Source organism: Colwellia sp. BRX8-7 (assembly GCF_014077275.1).
GTDB lineage: Bacteria > Pseudomonadota > Gammaproteobacteria > Enterobacterales > Alteromonadaceae > Colwellia_A.
In genome coordinates, this window is record NZ_JACGVP010000004.1 from 188,515 (window position 1) to 207,901 (window position 19,387).

At 38.3% G+C, this 19,387-nt stretch carries 18 protein-coding genes; 9 read left to right on the top strand and 9 right to left on the bottom strand.

Features of this window, described 5'->3' with window-relative positions:
- Window positions 1-13 precede the first annotated feature (13 nt).
- The 3 genes from H4J57_RS05655 to H4J57_RS05665 are packed head-to-tail and all read left to right on the top strand — an operon-like array spanning window position 14 to window position 3,204.
- Window positions 14-763, top strand: a complete 750-nt coding sequence (locus H4J57_RS05655; protein ID WP_182242211.1) for a 2,3,4,5-tetrahydropyridine-2,6-dicarboxylate N-succinyltransferase — start codon at window positions 14-16, stop codon at window positions 761-763.
- Between the two features lie 26 nt (window positions 764-789).
- A complete protein-coding gene (locus H4J57_RS05660) occupies window positions 790-2,034 on the top strand; it encodes a PLP-dependent decarboxylase (RefSeq protein ID WP_182242212.1) in 1,245 nt (414 codons plus the stop codon).
- Window positions 2,035-2,067: 33 nt separating this feature from the next.
- Entirely contained in the window at window positions 2,068-3,204 is a 1,137-nt protein-coding gene (locus H4J57_RS05665; protein WP_404842398.1) for a succinylglutamate desuccinylase/aspartoacylase family protein, read from the top strand.
- A gap of 22 nt (window positions 3,205-3,226) precedes the next feature.
- On the opposite strand, the gene H4J57_RS05670 is transcribed toward H4J57_RS05665, so the two are convergent.
- Together H4J57_RS05670 and H4J57_RS05675 are read right to left on the bottom strand one after the other, a co-directional pair.
- Window positions 3,227-3,565 (bottom strand): DUF2059 domain-containing protein, encoded by a 339-nt coding sequence (locus tag H4J57_RS05670; protein WP_182242213.1) that lies wholly within the window; start codon window positions 3,563-3,565, stop codon window positions 3,227-3,229.
- Window positions 3,566-3,702: 137 nt separating this feature from the next.
- On the bottom strand, window positions 3,703-6,030 hold the full coding sequence (locus tag H4J57_RS05675) for a S9 family peptidase (RefSeq protein ID WP_182242214.1): 2,328 nt from the start codon (window positions 6,028-6,030) through the stop codon (window positions 3,703-3,705).
- A gap of 167 nt (window positions 6,031-6,197) precedes the next feature.
- Here H4J57_RS05675 and H4J57_RS05680 point away from each other — a divergent pair, with 167 nt between their 5' ends.
- The 5 genes from H4J57_RS05680 to H4J57_RS05700 all read left to right on the top strand — a co-directional run bounded on the left by H4J57_RS05680 (window position 6,198) and on the right by H4J57_RS05700 (window position 11,058).
- The gene (locus tag H4J57_RS05680) at window positions 6,198-7,133 is read left to right on the top strand and encodes an ABC transporter ATP-binding protein (RefSeq protein ID WP_182215606.1); all 936 of its coding nucleotides are present in this window, start codon (window positions 6,198-6,200) and stop codon (window positions 7,131-7,133) included.
- Between the two features lies 1 nt (window position 7,134).
- The gene (locus H4J57_RS05685; protein WP_070375522.1) at window positions 7,135-7,908 is read left to right on the top strand and encodes an ABC transporter permease; all 774 of its coding nucleotides are present in this window, start codon (window positions 7,135-7,137) and stop codon (window positions 7,906-7,908) included.
- Entirely contained in the window at window positions 7,908-8,630 is a 723-nt protein-coding gene (locus H4J57_RS05690) for a tRNA (guanosine(46)-N(7))-methyltransferase TrmB (RefSeq protein WP_182221296.1), read from the top strand. The genes H4J57_RS05685 and H4J57_RS05690 overlap by 1 nt, the downstream gene beginning before the upstream one ends.
- 407 nt (window positions 8,631-9,037) lie before the next feature.
- Window positions 9,038-10,666 carry a pyridoxal-dependent aspartate 1-decarboxylase PanP gene (gene panP / locus H4J57_RS05695; RefSeq protein WP_182242215.1) on the top strand — a complete coding sequence of 543 codons (1,629 nt, stop codon included), beginning with the start codon at window positions 9,038-9,040 and terminating at the stop codon, window positions 10,664-10,666.
- 254 nt (window positions 10,667-10,920) lie between these two features.
- Entirely contained in the window at window positions 10,921-11,058 is a 138-nt protein-coding gene (locus H4J57_RS05700; RefSeq protein WP_157470960.1) for a hypothetical protein, read from the top strand.
- A gap of 105 nt (window positions 11,059-11,163) precedes the next feature.
- Here H4J57_RS05700 and panC read toward each other — a convergent pair whose 3' ends face one another.
- From panC to sfsA, 7 genes are all read right to left on the bottom strand, one after another.
- Entirely contained in the window at window positions 11,164-12,009 is an 846-nt protein-coding gene (gene panC / locus H4J57_RS05705) for a pantoate--beta-alanine ligase (RefSeq protein ID WP_182242216.1), read from the bottom strand.
- Window positions 12,010-12,026: 17 nt separating this feature from the next.
- Window positions 12,027-12,824 carry a 3-methyl-2-oxobutanoate hydroxymethyltransferase gene (panB, locus tag H4J57_RS05710; protein ID WP_182215597.1) on the bottom strand — a complete coding sequence of 266 codons (798 nt, stop codon included), beginning with the start codon at window positions 12,822-12,824 and terminating at the stop codon, window positions 12,027-12,029.
- An 80-nt stretch (window positions 12,825-12,904) separates the two neighbouring features.
- On the bottom strand, window positions 12,905-13,396 hold the full coding sequence (folK, locus tag H4J57_RS05715) for a 2-amino-4-hydroxy-6-hydroxymethyldihydropteridine diphosphokinase (RefSeq protein WP_182221293.1): 492 nt from the start codon (window positions 13,394-13,396) through the stop codon (window positions 12,905-12,907).
- Window positions 13,396-14,778, bottom strand: a complete 1,383-nt coding sequence (gene pcnB, locus H4J57_RS05720) for a polynucleotide adenylyltransferase PcnB (RefSeq protein WP_182215628.1) — start codon at window positions 14,776-14,778, stop codon at window positions 13,396-13,398. Before pcnB ends, folK begins: the two co-directional genes overlap by 1 nt.
- Before the next feature lie 204 nt (window positions 14,779-14,982).
- Complete coding sequence (gene gluQRS / locus H4J57_RS05725; protein WP_182242217.1) at window positions 14,983-15,909, bottom strand: tRNA glutamyl-Q(34) synthetase GluQRS; 927 nt, start codon at window positions 15,907-15,909, stop codon at window positions 14,983-14,985.
- Between the two features lie 39 nt (window positions 15,910-15,948).
- The gene (dksA, locus tag H4J57_RS05730; RefSeq protein WP_182175389.1) at window positions 15,949-16,389 is read right to left on the bottom strand and encodes an RNA polymerase-binding protein DksA; all 441 of its coding nucleotides are present in this window, start codon (window positions 16,387-16,389) and stop codon (window positions 15,949-15,951) included.
- A gap of 319 nt (window positions 16,390-16,708) precedes the next feature.
- A complete protein-coding gene (gene sfsA, locus H4J57_RS05735) occupies window positions 16,709-17,449 on the bottom strand; it encodes a DNA/RNA nuclease SfsA (RefSeq protein WP_182242218.1) in 741 nt (246 codons plus the stop codon).
- 449 nt (window positions 17,450-17,898) lie between these two features.
- Between sfsA and pepB the strand changes: the two genes are divergently transcribed.
- The gene (pepB, locus tag H4J57_RS05740; protein WP_182242219.1) at window positions 17,899-19,188 is read left to right on the top strand and encodes an aminopeptidase PepB; all 1,290 of its coding nucleotides are present in this window, start codon (window positions 17,899-17,901) and stop codon (window positions 19,186-19,188) included.
- Window positions 19,189-19,387: the final 199 nt, after the last annotated feature.

Consider the following 19,387-nt stretch of genomic DNA (forward strand, 5'->3'; position numbering starts at 1 on the left):
ATGAGAATTTAAAATGAATTGGCAAGAAACATTAACACAATTAGAAGCAGGTACTGTTCGTGCGGCAAATCAAGATGAAGCAGGAAATTGGCAGGCCAATGTAGCCGTAAAAGAAGCTATATTATCAGCATTTAAAGCGGGCGAAAACATTGCTTTTGATGGCATTTATAAGGGGTTTGTCGATAAACATAATTTACCCGCGCGTGAGTTTACCGCTGACGATAAAGTGCGATTAGTACCGGGTGGTTCTTCAGTTCGCCGTGGTGCACATGTTGCTCCTGGTGTCATTATTATGCCACCCGCTTACATTAATGTTGGGGCTTTTGTTGATACAGGTACTATGATTGATAGCCATGCATTAATTGGCTCGTGCGCCCAAATAGGTAAAAATGTTCATGTTTCTGCCGCTGTTCAAATTGGTGGTGTTTTAGAACCGGTTGGTGCAAGCCCTGTTATTATCGAAGATGGTGCCTTTCTAAGTGCTGGTGTGGTCATTGTCGAAGGTATTGTTGTTAAAAAAGGGGCTATTTTAGCGCCAGGTGTCTCACTTTCAGCGTCAGTGCCTGTTTACGATTGTGTGAATGAAGTGATGCTTGAAAAAGGTGCTGATATTCCTGAACGTGCTGTAGTGGTGCCAGGAACACGTCCGGTTTCAGGGGCGTGGGCGAAAACGCACGGTTTAAATATGGCTTGTGCATTAATCGTTAAATATCGCGATGAAAAAAGTAATGCCTCGTTAGAACTCGAGTCTATTTTACGTTAAGCCCTCTAAGGTAAAGTAGGAATATCATGTCTGAGTTAGTAAATACTACCTATTGTTTTGATTCTCCTTCGGCGCTTGAATTAAGCGCTGAGTTAACAAAACAACAACCTGAAAGTAGCCAGCAAGAAGGTTACTTTGTTTATCATCTTGATGCGCTTAAAGCCCATTTAGCCGAACTACAACGCCAAGACGTCATTAAGTTATGGTTTGCGGTAAAAGCGAACCCGTTATCTAACATCATTAAAACCTTAGACGATGCAGGTTTTAATTTTGATGTGGCGAGCAGTGGCGAATTAAATCAAGTCTTAAAGCAAGGTATTACACCCGAACGTATCTTAAATACCGGTCCGGCAAAATCAAAAGCACAAATAACGTCGTTCATTAAACAAGGGGTTAATATTTTTGTTGCTGAAAGTTTGAATCAATTAATTTGGTTAAATGAAGCAGCTATTGAGCATGATGTTAAGCCAAGAGTGCTGTTGCGGGTTCAGTTGCAATGGCCAGAGGGTGAAAAAAACCCTTTAGGGGGAAATTCCCTAACACCATTTGGTTTGTCGATAGAGCAGTGGCAAAGCATTAAAGTCGTTAACTTTCCTGGTATTGAGTTGTGTGGTTTACATATTTTTCAATGGGGCAATATGCTCAGTAATGAAAAAATGTTCTCGCTGTGGTCACAAATGGTTGCACCATTAAAAGGTTTAGCTGATGACATAGGTATGCCATTAAAAATCTTAGATTTAGGTGGCGGTTTAGGTATTGATTATTTACAGCAAGGCAAAACACTTTCTTGGCAGAAAATTATTGCTGATCTGGCGATCATAAAGCAGCAGGCAGGTGCCGAAGAGTTATGGTTAGAATTGGGCCGTTTTGCGGTTGCTGAGTGTGGTTATTATGTGGTCCCCGTTGTTGATAGAAAAATGAATTATGGTCAAGAGCAGTTAGTCTTAGCCGCAGGTATCAATCATTTGTTAAGACCGGCGATAACCGAACAGCCTTTTCCTGTAAATTTACTACGAGAGTCTACACGCGAAAAACAGTTGTTTGATATTCATGGTCCGCTATGTACCAGTATGGACAAATTGGGTAAGTTGCCTTTGCCTGATGACGTATCTGTTGGCGATCAACTAGTATTTGGCTATTGCGGTGCTTACGGTTTTACTGAAAGTATGCCGTTTTTTCTTTGTCACCATATCGCTGCTGAATACGTGTTTAGTCAAGGGGCGTTGGTTGAAGTCAGAGCAGCACAACCAGCGGATTGGTATTTAAGATAGCGATAAATACTTCAGCTTAATGTTTAAGATAAAGTGAACAAAATGAATGAAATAAAAAAAGAAGTTATGCATGTTGGTGAAATGGCGAGCGGCGCAGCACTTACCGTTCCTGTTTATCGTATAAAAGGACGTACTGATGCACCCAGTGTTTATATTCAAGCGAATATGCATGGCGCTGAAGTGCAAGGTAATGCAGTTATTTTTCAACTATTAGAATTATTGAAAAACACAAAAATAAATGGCGATATTACCTTAGTACCTTATGCCAACCCTGTGGGTTGTAATCATAAAAATGGTGAATATACCCTTGGCAGATTTGATCCTATCACCGGAGTGAATTGGAATCGGATGTATCACTTTGATGAAAGCATCATCAAGCCGTTTGTTCGTGAATGTATTGGCAAAAAAAATCAAGTTATTGAAGCCAATTTTAAAAAGCTAATGATTGAAAGTATTGAAGAAAAACTTAACCATAATATTTATGGGCTAACGACCGGACAACGCATTGCTTATCAATTACAGCGCTTGGCGCATCAAGCTGACTACGTTTTAGACTTACATACCGGCCCTATTTCAAGTAAACATTTATACTGCCCTGAATATGCGCAAGAAAGCGCCCAGTACTTTGATATTCCACATACATTATTAATTCCTAATGACTTTGATGGTGCCTTAGATGAAGCAACATTCTGCCCTTGGTGGTCATTACAAGACGCTTTTGCTGAATTAGGTATCGAGTTTTCGATTAGTTCAGCGTCTATTAACAAAGAAAGCTTTACCGTTGAATTAGGCTCGCAAGAACAGATTGATCTTGATGTAGCCTTAGAAGATGCTAAAAGCATTATGAATTATTTACAGCATAAAAACGTCATCAACACTACTGAATACCGACCTAAAACGATGACACGTTATGGATGTTATTTAAAAAACTACAAAGCCTTTTATTCGCCAATGGGAGGGATGGTCGATTACTTGGCTGAATTTGGTCAACCATTAGCTGCGGGTGAACCGCTGGCGAGAATTTTGCGCATGGATAATTATGGTGACGGCGATCCATTGCACTATATTTCACTGGATAAAAAAGTCATTCCTATTTTACATTTTGCCTCGGCGAGTGTGAATCAAGGTACAGAATTATATAAAGTGTTTAGTGAGTATTTTGAGTTTTAATACTGTTTGAATTAGCCTTGATTTATAAATAAGGTATTGACAATACTACTGTTGCCAATACCTTTGAACTACTTGTTTTTTGCTCTTTTTGGCGAGATTGTTCGATACTCGCGCTAAGTTCTTTGGCTAAAGATTGGACTTCGGGTATAAAATCTTGCATTAACTGTTGTGAAAGTATGATTGAGTCTTGAATAATTAAAGGCATTTTTTTCGTCATACTTCTGCCAATATCTGAACGATAAAATGTTATTAACCCTTGTATTTCTGCTTCGGTAAAATTGCGGCTGTAGATGTCTATCATTGGCTCTTTAAAGCTATGCCAATTCATTTTCTCATGAAGAAGGGCATTTACTTTATCCATATATTTATTATCACATTATATGTTGTATAACACCGCTAATGCTTTTATGTTTTTAGCAAGACTTACATACATTAAGGCCTCTTAACATTCATTAAGAGGCCTTATTTTTTTATCAGAGAATTTTTTTATTTTAACCGCTACAGCTTCAAGTGTGTATTGAAGTAATTAGTCATCATGGTTTTAATGTGTAACGTTGTGCCACTGCCTTCGTACAAGCCATGGCTTCGATTCGGGTAAGACATGAAGTCAAACTGACGGTTGTGCTTAACTAATTCATTAATTAGGCGTTCAGAGCCTTGGTAATGAACATTATCGTCGCCTGTGCCATGAATAAGCAGTAACTTACCTTGCAAGTTTTTAGCATGGGTAATAGGAGAACCTTGTTTATAACCTTCGGCAAAGTCAGCTAATAAACCCGAATAGCGTTCTTGGTAAATAGAATCGTATAAACGTTGATCAGGCACTGGTGCTAAAGAAATACCTACATGATATTGCTCAGGATAACGGAACATCATATTTAAGGTCATCGAACCACCGCCAGAATGTCCCCAAATAGCAACATGGTCAGTATCAATATAGTCCCAACGATTTGCCATTGCTGTTAATGCATCAGATTGGTCACGTGAAGAAAGTACGCCGACTGCGCCGTAAATTGATTTGCGCCACTCTCTGCCTTTTGGTGTGCGTGTACCGCGATTATCAATAGAGGCTATTATGTAACCCTGTTCAGTTAACATTTGATCCCACATAGCTGCACTGCCACGCCAGCTATCAGTAACCGTTTGTCCCCAAGACTCTCCATAAACATAAAAAATGATAGGATATTTTTTCTTAGGATCAAAATCTGCAGGGCGAATAATATAACCGTCTAAAACGACACCATCTTGTGCTTTTACTTGAAAAAACTCATGATCTGTTTTTGGCAACTCAGCTAATTTATCGATTAATACCTTGTTGTCCATCATCATGTGTTTGGTTTGATGACCTTCAATTTTCACTAAACGTTTCTGCGTTGGTTGGCTAAATGTCGAGTGTGAATGAATCGCCCATTGCCCGTCTGCCGACATTTGGTAACTGTTAGTACCAGCAAATTCTTCAGGAGTGACCCGTTGATTACTTAAACTTCCATCAAGCTTGCTGCGATATAAGTAACGCTGTGCAACATTTTCAGGTGAAGCTATGTAGTACAACCAACCATTTTCTTCGTCGATGGTTTGAATGCTTATTACATCAAAGTCACCTTCCGTTAAGTTTAAAGCGGTTTTTCCGTCACGTGTTATGTTGAAAACATGGCGCCAACCACTGCGTTCACTAATCCATAAAAAGCTGTTGCCTTGGTTTAACCAGCGAGCATCGTCAAAGAAATCAAGAAAGGTCTCTTCTTGCTCTGTCATCACGGTTGTGACATCACCGGTATTAGCGTTAGCTAAATAAAGAATATTAGTGTCTTGTTTGCGGTTGACATGCTGTACCAATATTTGTTGACTGTTACCTGACCAATTCATGCGTGGAATATACATGTTGCGTGAGTTGTTGGGTAGATTGGCCCAGATAGTTTTTGTTGTCGCTAAATTTACTACGCCAACTTTTGGTAATGCATTTGTTTCACCCACTTTAGGGTAAGGGAATTTTGTGATGGTCGGGTAAAGTTCGTCAGTATTATTAATCATAATGAAGTCTTTACTACCACTGGTGTCTAACTGCCAGTAGGCAATTTTTTCACCGTCAGGGCTCCAGCGAAAACCATCCTTAATGGTAAACTCTTCTTCGTAAACCCAGTCAAATAAACCATTGATTTTTCCATCGCCAGCGTCAAATGTTAATTGAGACACCTTATTATTTGCTAAGTTTTCTACATAAATATTGTCTGCAACCACGTAAGCGACTTTATTTGCATTAGGCGAAAATTTTGCAAACATTAATGAGCTTGCTAAGGGGTTTTTGCCACCAAGTTGCATTAATTTATTGGTTTTTATATCTAATAACCAATAATCACCTCGACTGTTTGAGCGCCATACTTTTTTACTATTAGTATAAATAAGCAATTTTTGACGGTCGTCTGACCAAGTGTAATTATCTATATCTAATGGCTTTTCAGTGCCTTTAGGTGTCAGTTGTTGTGCCGAAATCAATACCGAACGCTTTAAGGTTTCAGGGTTATAAACAACGATGTCACGACCTATGCTGACTTCTTTGCCTTTTTCATCTGTTTTTGTTTTTGCTGATTTTTCAACGATGGTGTAACCACTACCGTCGGCTAACCAACGTAGGCGAGAAATATAATCTGAGCTAAATTCACCCTCTTTGTAAATACGTTCAACGGTTAACGGCGTTGATTTTTTAAGGTTAATGTTAGTATTTGTGGTATTTTCTGTGGAGATGTTTTGACAAGCAGCTAATGATACTGCAATAGCAGTGGTCAATGCGGTTGAGCATAGCCAACGAGTTATTTTTATTTTAGGCATAATATTTCCTTAATTTGCGTACAATCACTTTAAATTGTATACAATTAATTGGCAATGCTGTTGGTCGACTATTTTGTCACTTTTACCGTATTTAAATGATCGCTTAGCGGTTGAAAAAAGTAAATTTGACCTCACCTATTGCACATCAAAAAACAAAAGGTTGAACCATGGATAACGCACTAGAAATTTCTGGCTTAAAAAAAGTTTATAAAGGTGGTTTTACTGCACTTAAAGGTATCGATCTTACGGTTAAACAAGGTGATTTTTTTGCTTTACTTGGTCCTAATGGCGCAGGTAAGTCGACAACCATAGGTATCATCACCTCTTTGGTTAATAAAACCGCAGGTAGTGTTAAGGTTTTTGGCCATGATATCGATAAAGAACTTGAACAAGCCAAGAGCTATTTAGGTCTAGTCCCACAAGAGTTTAACTTTAATCAATTCGAAACCTTGTTAACTATTTTAGTTAATCAAGCCGGTTACTATGGTGTTGAACGTTCTTTAGCATTTAAACGCGCTGAAAAGTACCTGAAAAAACTCGATTTATGGGACAAGCGTAACGATGCAGGTCGTATGCTTTCAGGAGGAATGAAACGTCGTCTGATGATTGCAAGAGCGCTAATGCATGAACCGCAGGTACTTATTCTTGATGAACCTACTGCTGGTGTTGATATTGAACTTCGTCGCTCAATGTGGATTTTCTTACGTGAATTAAACAAGCAGGGTATTACGATCATTTTAACGACCCATTATTTGGAAGAAGCTGAAATGCTTTGTCGAAATATTGCCATTATTGACTCAGGTGTGATCGTTGAAGATACTGATATGAAATCTTTGCTGTCAAAATTAGACCAAGAAACAATCGTCTTTGATATCGACTCCGTAACTAATGCGCCAGAGCTTGATGCCTTCACTTGTCGGTTGATTGACGACCACACCTTAGAAGTTGATGTGAAAAAGTCGCAACTTATTAATGATATTTTTAGCCAGCTTAACGGACAAAATATTAATGTTCGTAGTATGCGCAATAAAAGTAATCGCCTAGAAGAGTTATTCGTCAGTCTCGTGGGTAGTGGGCAAAAAGTTAAACAGGAGAATAAATAGTATGTCATCAAAAAGTAATTTTATTGCTCTGAAAAGCATCTTATATAAAGAAATAAATCGTTTTATGCGTATATGGGTACAAACATTGGTCCCTCCGGCTATTACCATTAGCTTATACTTTGTTATTTTTGGTGAACTTATCGGTTCGCGCATTGGACAAATGGGCGGGTTTGATTATATGTCGTTCATTGTGCCTGGCTTAATCATGATGAGTGTCATTACCAATTCATACTCCAATGTCGCCTCGTCATTTTTTAGTGCTAAATGGCAACGTAATGTTGAAGAAATGCTGGTTGCACCGGTACCAAATTGGGTGATTGTTGCCGGTTATGTCGGTGGCGGTATGGCACGTGGTATGTTGGTGGGTACGATAGTGACTTTAGTCTCTTTATTGTTTGTTGATATTCAAATTCATAATATTTGGGTGATTATTGCCACGGTTAGTTTAACGTCAGCCACGTTTGCCTTAGGCGGTTTGATTAACGCTATTTTCGCTGGTAGTTTCGATGATATATCCATTATACCAACGTTTATTTTAACGCCATTAACGTATCTTGGTGGTGTCTTTTATTCAATCAGTTTACTCCCTGATTTTTGGCAAGGTGTTTCACAATTAAATCCTATCGTTTATATGGTCAATGCTTTTAGGTACGGATTTTTAGGCATCAGTGATGTGAGTCTAACATTAGCATTCTCTGTATTAGGGGCATTTATTATTACCTTATATGCGATTGCCATGACACTTATCACCAAAGGAATAGGGCTACGTAGCTAATGACTATCAATATCGATAAAGAGGATGTCAGCGTGACGGGTGATTCAAGAGTTATCATCACTAATCAACCTGGCATTCATGAAAAACTTGAAGAAATTGTTGAAAAACATTTACAGCACCGCTCACAAAAGCCTTTTCAAGCACATACCGAGCAAGCGTTTGCCGAAATGGATGCTTTAGTGAAAGCCCATCAAGGGGATATTATTTTAGACTCGTGCTGTGGTGTTGGGCAAAGTACACGTATTTTAGCCAAACAAAATCCGCAGGCTTTAGTGATTGGTGTAGATAAGTCAGCGCATCGCATTAATCGTAATGTTGATGAACTTCTCCATGACGATGGCTCTAAAATTGAGAATTTCCATTTAGTTAGAGCAAATTTGAATGATTTTTATCGTTTAGTTGACCAAGCGAATTGGCCAGTAAATAAACATTATATTTTGTATCCCAATCCTTGGCCTAAATCTAAACATATTCAAAGGCGTTGGCATGGTAGTGCGGTATTCCCACAAATTATTAATATTGGTGAACAAATTATTCTGCGCAGTAACTGGCGATTATACTTAGAAGAGTTTCAATTTGCTGCCGATGTAGCGGGTATTTTAGGTGATATTAGTGCGATTACTAATGAAGAGCCTTTAACGCCATTTGAAGCAAAATATAAAGCGAGTGGTCAACCTTGCTGGCAGTTATTGCTCAATCGTGAATATCTACCTTTTATTTAATTTTATTAACTATGCTGCTTAGCAAAATTGACAATAAGTTAGTGAAACTCGCTAATTTATTTAATGAGCAGTAAATAATGATTTTAAATTAAATTTGATTTTCATTAAAAATCAACTCTTTAACGTATATGGCTTAGATCTTGATTACTTTTTGATTAATGAGTAATAATACTCAATCAAAAAGGATATTGAAGATGAATAATTTAATTAAAAAGAATGTATTAATGATGGCGTTGAGTACTTTAGCACTTGTAGAATTAGCGCTAGTTTACGCAGCAACCATTATGTAGTGACTTTATTGCTGGACTTTTCTCTGGTAGATAAAAATAAAGTACAAGACATTTCAGTCATTTTTTATTAAAGTGCCGTTTTATGTTTACTTACCAACATGGTTACAGCGGCAAGGTATGACGACGAATAAGCGCACAGCAAAAGCGACTCAAGAGTCTTTACACAGTATTTTTACAATTCCGGAAGCACCTGATTCGACGTTGGGGCTGATCGAAAAAGAAATATCAGAAAATCTTGCTGGTTTTTTAGGTAATCATATTGCTGCTAAAGAACGTGCCTTAAGCGAAATTGAAAAAGATTTCGCTAGCTCGGCAATTCCCGAAGAACCTAGTTTTGTTTCTGATCATACTCGTCATATTTTAGATAAAGTTGTTGCACAATCAGTGCATACATCAAGCCCAAGTTTTATTGGTCATATGACCTCAGCTTTACCTTACTTTATTTTACCACTTTCTAAATTGATGGTGGGTTTAAATCAGAATTTAGTCAAAATTGAAACATCAAAAGCATTTACCCCACTTGAACGTCAAGTGTTAGGTATGATGCATCGTTTGGTTTATAAAGATAATGACCATTTTTATGAGCAATGGATGCACAGTGCTAACCATTCATTGGGTGCCTTCTGTTCTGGTGGCACTGTCGCCAATTTAACGGCCTTTTGGGTCGCGCGTAATAATTTGTTGAAAGCTGATGGTGATTTCAAAGGTATTGCACGAGAAGGCTTATTTAACGCATTAAAACATTATAAATATGATGGCTTAGTGATTTTAGTGTCTGACCGTGGCCATTATTCATTAAAGAAGTCTGCTGATATCCTAGGGATTGGTCAGGACAGCGTGATATCAATTCCTACCGATGGCCATAACCGCATTGATTGCCAGAAATTGCGTGAAAAATGCCTTGAGTTGAAACAAAGAAACATCCGCGTATTAAGTATTGTTGGCGTTGCTGGTACAACAGAAACAGGTAACATTGATCCATTAGATAAAATGGCTGATATTGCTGAAGAGTTTCAAACACACTTTCATGTTGATGCAGCATGGGGTGGCGCGACATTATTATCAAATAAATATCGTCCACTGCTTAAGGGTATCGAACGCGCTGATTCAGTAACTATCGATGCTCACAAGCAAATGTATGTGCCTATGGGGGCAGGCCTGGTGGTGTTTAAAAATCCGGCTTCTGTGGCTTCTATTGAACACCATGCAGAATATATTTTACGTAAAGGTTCAAAAGATTTAGGCTCACATACCTTGGAGGGTTCAAGACCCGGTATGGCGATGTTGGTTTATGCAAGCTTACATATTATCAGTCGACCTGGTTATGAAATGTTGATTAACCAAGGAATTGACAGAGCACGGTATTTTGCAGAACGCATTAATCAGCATGCTGACTTTGAGTTAATAACTGAACCAGAGTTATGTTTATTAACCTATCGCTACAATCCAAAAGCGGTGCAAAACTTATTAGCAAATAGTTCAGCAGAACAACAAGATAAGATTAATTATTTACTCGATGACCTGACTAAATTTATTCAAAAACGTCAACGTGAAAATGGTAAATCATTTGTTTCACGCACGCGTATTGAAGTGCAGCGTTATCAAGGTCGTAAAACTGTGGTTTTTCGTGTTGTATTGGCGAATCCATTAACCTCCAATGAAATTCTTAATGATGTGCTAGTCGAGCAACTTGAATTGGCTCAAGAAAGTGAAACCTTTCTACCTGATTTGTTGTCTTTAACTTAGCTTATATTTTGTAATTCTGCTTGAAATGTTTTACTTATACTTTCGTTGTGTAAGTTATTTCTTTCGTTTTATTATTTATCTCCCTAAAAAAAATTATCTAACTCACTGTTAAGTAAAGTTATATATATTTTTAATGAATTTTTGTTCTATAAAGTTTCATTTAGATCTATAAATGTTATTTTCTTTATGAAAGTTGCTGTGTAATAATTCATGCACGATTACATTTTGTGGTGGTAATAATTATGGAATACGACATGAGAAAAACTCCAGTAGAAGTATCTGAACACAATCACGCTGACATTTCATCGGTTCAACAAGCCTTAATTGAAGCGCAAAAAGAAATTTTAGAATTGCAATCGCAAATTCAATGGTTAGAACGCTCATACGAATAAATTTTTGTCGCGTTTTAGCACAGTAAATACTAAAAAGCCGAACGTTATGAAAATAACATTCGGCTTTTTTGATCTTTATTGATTAATACGAGCAGTAAATAATTATTACAGGAAAACTTGTAAATTATCGATTAACCTTGCTTTACCACAATGGGCAGCGGCGAGGATCACTAATTCTTTATCATCTTTATTGGCGGGTTGCAGTGTTCTTGCATGACAAATATCAATATAGTCAGTTTTCATACCGGCATTATTAATCAAATGTGTGGCTTGTTTGATCAGACCACTAAAGTCGTGATCAGACTTTATTTGCTGTGCTAGCCATTGAATGTTTTTTGCAAGTGCTGGTGCGATTGCAAGTTGTTCCGGCGTTAAATAACCGTTTCTCGAACTCATTGCTAAGCCACTTTTTTCGCGAACCGTATCGACAGCAATTATATCAATAGCCATTGAAAGGTCTTCAACCATAGTTTTTATCACTTGGACTTGCTGATAGTCTTTTAAACCAAAACACGCGATGTCTGGTTGTACTAAATTAAACAGTTTACACACAACCGTTGCAACACCACGAAAGTGCCCTGGACGGCTTTCTCCACAGTAACCAACAGATACATTGGGCACATCAACATAAGTCTGCTTATCTAGCCCTTTAGGATAAATCATTTGAGCTGATGGAATAAAGAGTAAATCAGTATTAGCAGAGACTAATTGGTGTTGATCGTTGTCGAGCGTGCGCGGGTAATTGTCAATATCTTCATTGGCGCCAAATTGCATAGGATTAACAAAGATACTGGCAACCACTTTGTCTGCGTGGCGATGAGCCTCTGTTACTAAAGCTATATGCCCAGCGTGTAAATTGCCCATGGTAGGGACAAACGCTATTTTTAAACCTTGTTTACGCCATTGAGTGACTTGTTGGCGTAATTCGATAATCTCATTTACTATTTTCATATAGGGTATTTTACAATCTATTTAACAAAAATATGTTCGTCACCAGGGAAATTTCCATCGGAGACTTCGCTAATGTATAACTCAATGGCTTTTTTAATGTCACCAGTATCGATCAAAAAATTACGTGAAAACTTCGGCATATAGCTACAGGAAATACCCAAAGCATCGTGCATCACCAAGATTTGACCATCGGTATCTTTACCTGCACCAATACCAATAGTTGGGATTGAAACAGCAGTAGAAATCGCTTTACCTAAATCACAAGGTATACATTCTAAAACTAACAATTGCGCGCCAGCCGCTTCAAGTAACTTAGCGTCGGCGATCATTTTATCTGCTTGTGATTTTTCACGGCCTTGTACTTTAAACCCACCAAATACATTAACAGATTGTGGTGTTAAGCCCAAGTGAGCACAGACTGGGATACCGCGCTCTACTAGGCCTTTAATTGTATCAACTAGCCATTCACCACCTTCCATCTTTACCATGCTTGCACCGGCTTGCATAAGTTTTGCCGCGTTAGTGAAAGCTTGCTCTTTAGTGGCATATGTCATAAAAGGCATATCACTAATGATGAGGGTGTCAGTAACACCACGCTTTACCGATTGTGTATGATAAGCCATATGGTCTATATCAACAGGTAATGTGTCATCTTGGCCTTGTAAAACCATACCCAATGAGTCGCCAATTAAAATAGCGTGAATACCCGCTTGATCGAATAGTTTTGCAAAACTTGCATCATATGCGGTGATGGTAGAAATTTTTTCACCTTGCTGTTTCATTTTTAGCAAAGTTGATGTGGTTATCTTAGCCATATTTAGTCCAAAATTTTTAAGGTTTGAGTAAATACTCAGAGAGCGTATTTGAGTGGGCGTACTTTCGCATAATTGTTAAATTAGCGCAACTTGCTATGAATTTTTAACCCATTTGTCGCAATAGCTTGGCTTAATGCTAAAACAGGCTTGCCATTGGGGAGTGTTAGCTTAGGTGATAACTCTGCAAGCGGTAGCAAGACAAACTCACGAAGCTCTAAGCCATAATGAGGCACGGTTAAGCGTTCGTGGTTAATGGTTTCATTATCGAATAAAAGCATATCTAAATCGAGAATACGTGCTCCCCAGCGATTATCTTTTCGAACACGACCGGCATTATTTTCGATAGCTTGTAATTCGTTGAGTAAATCTAAAGGATTGAGGTCAGTTCTTAACAAGGCAACAGCATTCATATAATCAGGTTGGTCTTGTGGTCCCATTGGGCGGCTAAAATACAGCGAAGAAACACCGTCGAGTGTGGTGTTTTTTATTTGTGTTAAGGACGCAACTGCAAGTTCTATCTGTTTTTGAGGATCAGACAAGTTACTGCCTAATCCTACATAGACTAACGCCATTAATCAGTACTGCTCGACTTGTCTTCGCGAACAACCCGACGTTTTCTAGGACTTCTTCGGCTGCTAGTTCGTGATTGGGCAATACTTTTTATCATCAATTCTTGCGTGTTGTGGTCATTCACTTGAAAGTCAGTCCACCACTTTGCTAACTCTTCTAATGCTGGGTTTTCTGGTGTTGCTTCTATTTGGGCTCTCAGTAAAAGAAAATCATATCCCGCACGGAATTTCTGATGTTCTAACGCCTTATAAGCACGTTTACCATCTCTACGACTTAGCTTATCTTGCAGGATCCATATGTCTTTCATTACTGCCTGAAAACGTTTAGGGATACCTATACTGCGCTGTTGTTCAGACATTATTTCGCTTAAAGCAGCAAAAAATACATCTTGGGGTGACAGCTGTGGTTGTGCACTACGTAAACGCTCAACATGACTTTGCAGTGGATACCAAAGCATAGCGGCAAATAAGAATGCTGGGGTGACGCGTTGTTCATTATTAATGCGGCTATCGGTATTTTCCAGTGCTTGAACGATAAAACGTTCAATATGTGGATGATTGCCTTTACTTAGCATTTGGTCGGTTGCTGGGAAAAAATAGCGAAATAAATCATACTTTCTTAACTGCTGAAAAGTAAGTTGCGCTTTGCCGGCAATAAATAACTTTAAAAATTCTTCGAACATTCTTGCCGGAGGTATGTTTGCCATTAAAGGAGCTAATTCAGCAATTGGCGCTTCTGTTTCTGGGCTAATGGTCATATCTAGCTTAGTGGCAAATCTAATTGCACGTAGCATACGAACCGGATCTTCACGATATCGTGTTTCAGGATCACCAATCAAACGGATTAATTTAGCGTTAATGTCGCCAATACCGTTAGCAAAATCATGAACTTTAAAATCTTTTGCACTGTAGTAAAGTGCGTTAATGGTAAAGTCACGACGTTCAGCATCTTCTTCGATAGAGCCATAAATATTATCACGCAGTAACATGCCGTCTTCACTTTGTTTTGAAGTCTTTTGGCAACTTTGCTCTTTCTCTGGCGCATTTTCATGGTGGCCACGGAATGTTGCTACTTCAATAATTTCACGGCCAAAAACAATATGAGCTAACCGGAAACGGCGACCTATTAATCGACAATTGCGAAATAAATCTTTAATTTGTTCAGGAGTCGCATTGGTCGCTATATCAAAGTCTTTTGGCTCTAAACCCAATAATAAATCACGTACACCACCACCGACTAAATAGGCGTCATAGCCACCACTATTTAAGCGGTAAAGCACTTTTAAAGCGTTGTTGCTCATTTTCTTACGAGAAACATTATGCTGGTCGCGTGTTAAAACAGTAGAGCCTGAGGTCGGCTGAATTTTAGTTGAGCTTTTAGCCATTTTTTTAGAGGCTTTACCTAATACTCTTTTACACAAGTTGATAACACTTTTGATAATACTGGCCTTGATTGGATAATGTGGGAAGTTGAAACATCTTGTAATGCTACGTTTCAGTTTTTTATTGGCTACAATAATATATCACGGGGCAATAAAAGAGAATATAAAACGTTTGAAAATTCAACAAACACCCGTTTTACTTGAATATTACTGACAAAATGCTATTTCTTGCTGCTTAGGGATCGCATCTGTAGACCAGTTTTCTATCGCCCACTCTATTATTTGCGTGGCAGAATTAGCATAAAGGTCTTTGGGTGGATGTTGCCCTAGAAAATTAAGGGCTGCGATTAAGGAGGGTGTTGGATTGTTATTATCAATGGCAGGGGCTTTGTTTTGTTTACTGAGTTTAAAACCAGTAGCATCAACGGCTAATGGAATATGGCCAAACTGTGGCGCTTGATAACCTAATTGTTGATAAAAACTTAACTGCCTTACTGTCGGGTCGAGTAAATCACAGCCTCGAATAACATGGCTAATATTTTGATAAATATCATCGACCACAACAGCAAGTTGATAAGCAAATAGCCCATCTTTTCTGGCTAAAATAAAGTCTTCTTTGGCAAGCTGTTGCGGACAAAAATAATCACCTTGTATTAAATCATGATAGTGATAAATACCGTGGAGATTACGTAACCGCGTAGCACTATTTGTTTGCGGATGATTTTTATTTCTGCACTGACCTTGATAAACCCCACCCTGGGCCTTGATTTCAGCGCGTGTACATTGGCAGTGGTAAGTGAGTTTTTGCTCTGCTAATTGTTTTAAAACGTCACGATATAAATCACTTTGCTGACTTTGATATAAAACAGGTTCGTCCCAGTGGAGTCCATAAGCATCCAGTGTTGTTAAAATTGCAGCACTGGCGCCGAGCATTTCACGGGGTGGGTCTATATCTTCAATACGAACTAACCATAAACCTTGCTGATTTTTTGCATGTAAATAGCTGGCGAGTGCGGCGATTAAAGAACCAAAATGAAGGAAACCCGAAGGGGATGGAGCAAAACGGCCACGATATTGAGTCGTAGATTTACTCAAATATTGTGGCCGCGTAATATTAATTTTGTCGTGATTCATATAATGAATACGTTAGCGTAATATCATTTAATCAAGCAACTAACCTGCTAATTGGCGTTCTTTAATCTCAGCAAGTGTTTTACATTCAATACATAAATCAGCAGTTGGGCGCGCTTCTAAACGACGAATGCCAATTTCAATACCACATGAATCACAGAAGCCAAATTCATCTTCTTCAATCAATTGTAATGTTTTTTCAATTTTTTTAATGAGTTTACGTTCACGATCTCGTGTGCGTAGCTCTAAACTGAACTCTTCTTCTTGAGCTGCTCGGTCAACCGGATCAGGGAAGTTAGCTGCTTCGTCTTGCATATGCATAACTGTGCGGTCAACTTCTTCGCGAAGCTGCACTCGCCAAGCATCAAGAATTTTCTTGAAATGCTCTAATTGAGCAGCGTTCATGTACTCTTCGTTGGCTTTCTCTGCGTACGGCGATACGCCCGCTAATGCTAAAATACCTAGTACTTTTTTGGCTGGCATGCTTATTCTCCTAAATGCTACATCGACCTACATGGCGAAGTTGTTGCTCTTTCATTAAAAGCTACACCCGTGGTTGCAATTGCCAATAATAAATAGACCTGAAATACCCAGTCTATATTGCGTTGCACGAATCATAATTCAAGGCTTTCGTTACAATTAACTTAAAAAATAATTATTTTTCTTTTAAATCAAACGGTTGTGGGTTCGTTCGGAAAAGTGGAAATATTTTTGTATACTATTTTTTAACAATTTATTTTTGAGCAAGCTTTTTTAACAATTTTTGTTAGGGTGAGTCAATGTATTTAACTCTTTTTTTTGGTTAATCCGTTACATTTTCCGCTAATTTTACCGGCAAGGCGTCGACCAAAGTCATTTGAATGTTGCTGATATCTTGCTTAAAGCTTACTTTGTAAGCAATAACCTCAACACCCTGCTCCTTAGCCTGTGATAGAAGTTCTGCATATTTAGCGTCAATATGCTGTGCGGCCATAACGCTGTCAATCCCACTATGAAGTACAGCAAATAACAAAATAGCTCGATGACCTTGTTGTTTCATTTGCATGAGTTCACGTAAATGCTTCTGGCCACGAAGCGTGACTGCATCAGGAAAGTAGCCTTGCTTACTTATAGAGCCATCACCTAGCAGGGTAACACTTTTAACTTCTATATAAGTTAACACATCGTTTTCGTCAGTAAGTAAGAAGTCGATTTTACTATTTTCATCACCGTATTTTACTTCTCGTTTTAACGTTTTATAGTTGTGCAGTTCATTAATTGTTCTATTAGTCAGTGCTTCTTCAACTAATTGGTTGGCACGTAGGGTATTTACACATATGAAATGATCATTTTGTGTTTGGGTGATTTCCCAACTGTAGGGATATTTACGTTTTTTATTATCTGAAGTACTATACCAGACAGTATCTTTTTCTGTCGCACAACCGGTCATAGCACCTGTATTGGCGACATGAAGCGTTGTTTCAGTACCATCTTCTAATATGATATCTGCAAGGAAACGTTTATAACGTTTGATTAAAATCGCTTTTTTAAGATTTATGTTCATTGGAAAAATAAATGATAAGTTTTATTAATGTTACGTTATGTACTGACAAACCGCTAACTTTTGTTAGTGGTACTTAATTGGCCAACAATACTCGCTAAAATTATTGCAAAGTTAGCCGTTTTTTCTAAAGCCAGTCTTTTACTTCTATGTTAATAAGCGTAAGACTAAACTTGTTGCAGACAGTGCATTTGGATTAGAAAAGGCGTTAAAAGATGGTAGTTGTGATAAAAAATTCCATAGATATTTTGGTGTTGTCGTTAAAAAGAACAACAAGAAAATCGCAATATTATACCGTTAAATAATCCATTTTCCCTGCTGAACGCCCTTGTCTAAAGCTAAGGTTTGGCTAGGTTTACATTAATTAAATAACTACTTTTTAAAAAGTATCGGCTTTGCTTGATGATAAGTATAAACTAAGTCGTATTAATTTATGATCTTCAGGATAGTTTATGACCCAAGTAACAAATATTCATTTATCAAAGCAAAGTAGTAGTAATAATTGGCAAAGTGACAACCTTGTTCAGTATGTTGATAACGAACTTCATATCTGTTTGAAAGATTCAAGTGGTAGCCCCTTAAGACAGATTCAAAAAGCAGCACGTAGCATTGAAAAACTTGGCGTTAAGCATGCACGTTTATCTGGTGATAACTGGCAAGCTAATACTCAATGGAGTTTTGCACTCGGTTTTACTTGTGTTGGAAAATTAACTAACGTTGAATTTACCGGTAGCAGCGAATGTATCAATAGTTTGAACGACAAATTAGCTGTTTTTGCCTGGAGCCGTGATTTAATTAATCAAACACCTTCTGAGCTATATCCGCTTAAATTGGCTGAGTTAGCAGCAGACTATATTAATGCTCAAGCACCTGCTTATGTCACCAGCAATATTATCTCTGGCGATGAATTGCAACAGCAAGGCTGGGTTGGCATTTATAATGTTGGTAAAGGCAGTATTAATCCGTCGTGTTTATTAGAAGTTGATTTTAACCCAACAGGCGATCCTGATGCGGCTGTATCTGCTTGTTTAGTCGGTAAAGGTATCACTTTTGACAGTGGCGGTTACAGCTTAAAGTCAAACGCAGGTATGTTTGACATGAAATGTGATATGGGCGGTGCTGCAGTGGTTGCGGGGGCTATGGCACTAGCCATTAGACAAGGTTTAAATAAACGCGTTAAGTTATTTTTATGTTGTGCTGAAAATATGGTCAGTAACGATGCTTATAAGTTGGGCGATATTTTAACTTATAAAAACGGTGTAACGATGGAAGTCGCAAATACCGACGCTGAAGGTCGAATAGTACTGGCTGACGGTTTATTAGCAGCAAGCGAAACTAAGGCGCCTCTTATTATTGACGCAGCAACACTAACAGGTGCGGCGGTAATGGCTACTGGTGGTGAATACAATGCTTTATTTACTTTAGATAACCAAGCTGCAGAGCAAGCGAAAAAAGCCGCAGAGCAAGTGAATGAGCCAATATGGCAATTTCCTTTAGCCGCTTGGCATCAAGATAAATGTCCATCTGAATTTGCAGATACGGCAAACAGTCGACCTGTACCGGGTGGCGGTGCTGGCGGTGCAAGTAATGCTGCGGGATTTTTATCTAGATTTGTCGACAATGAAGGAGCAGGTTGGTTACATTTTGATTTAGCGACGGCTTATAATGGCAGTAGCACTAGTCTATTTAGTGCCGGAGGGACTGGCTTAGGTATTGCCACGATCGCTGAGTTAATTAAGTAATTTTTAATGTAACGTGTTAATCGATATAAAGCACAATAATGAACATTATTGTGCTTTTTTGTTTAGGCATTTATATATTTACATTCTTAGCGGTTATTTACCTGTTTTAGGCTGGCGAACGAAATATAACAATATGGCTTGAAACGTTTGTGATAGAGTGACTATCAGCTTGTTACCCGACCCTATTTCATAAAAATTA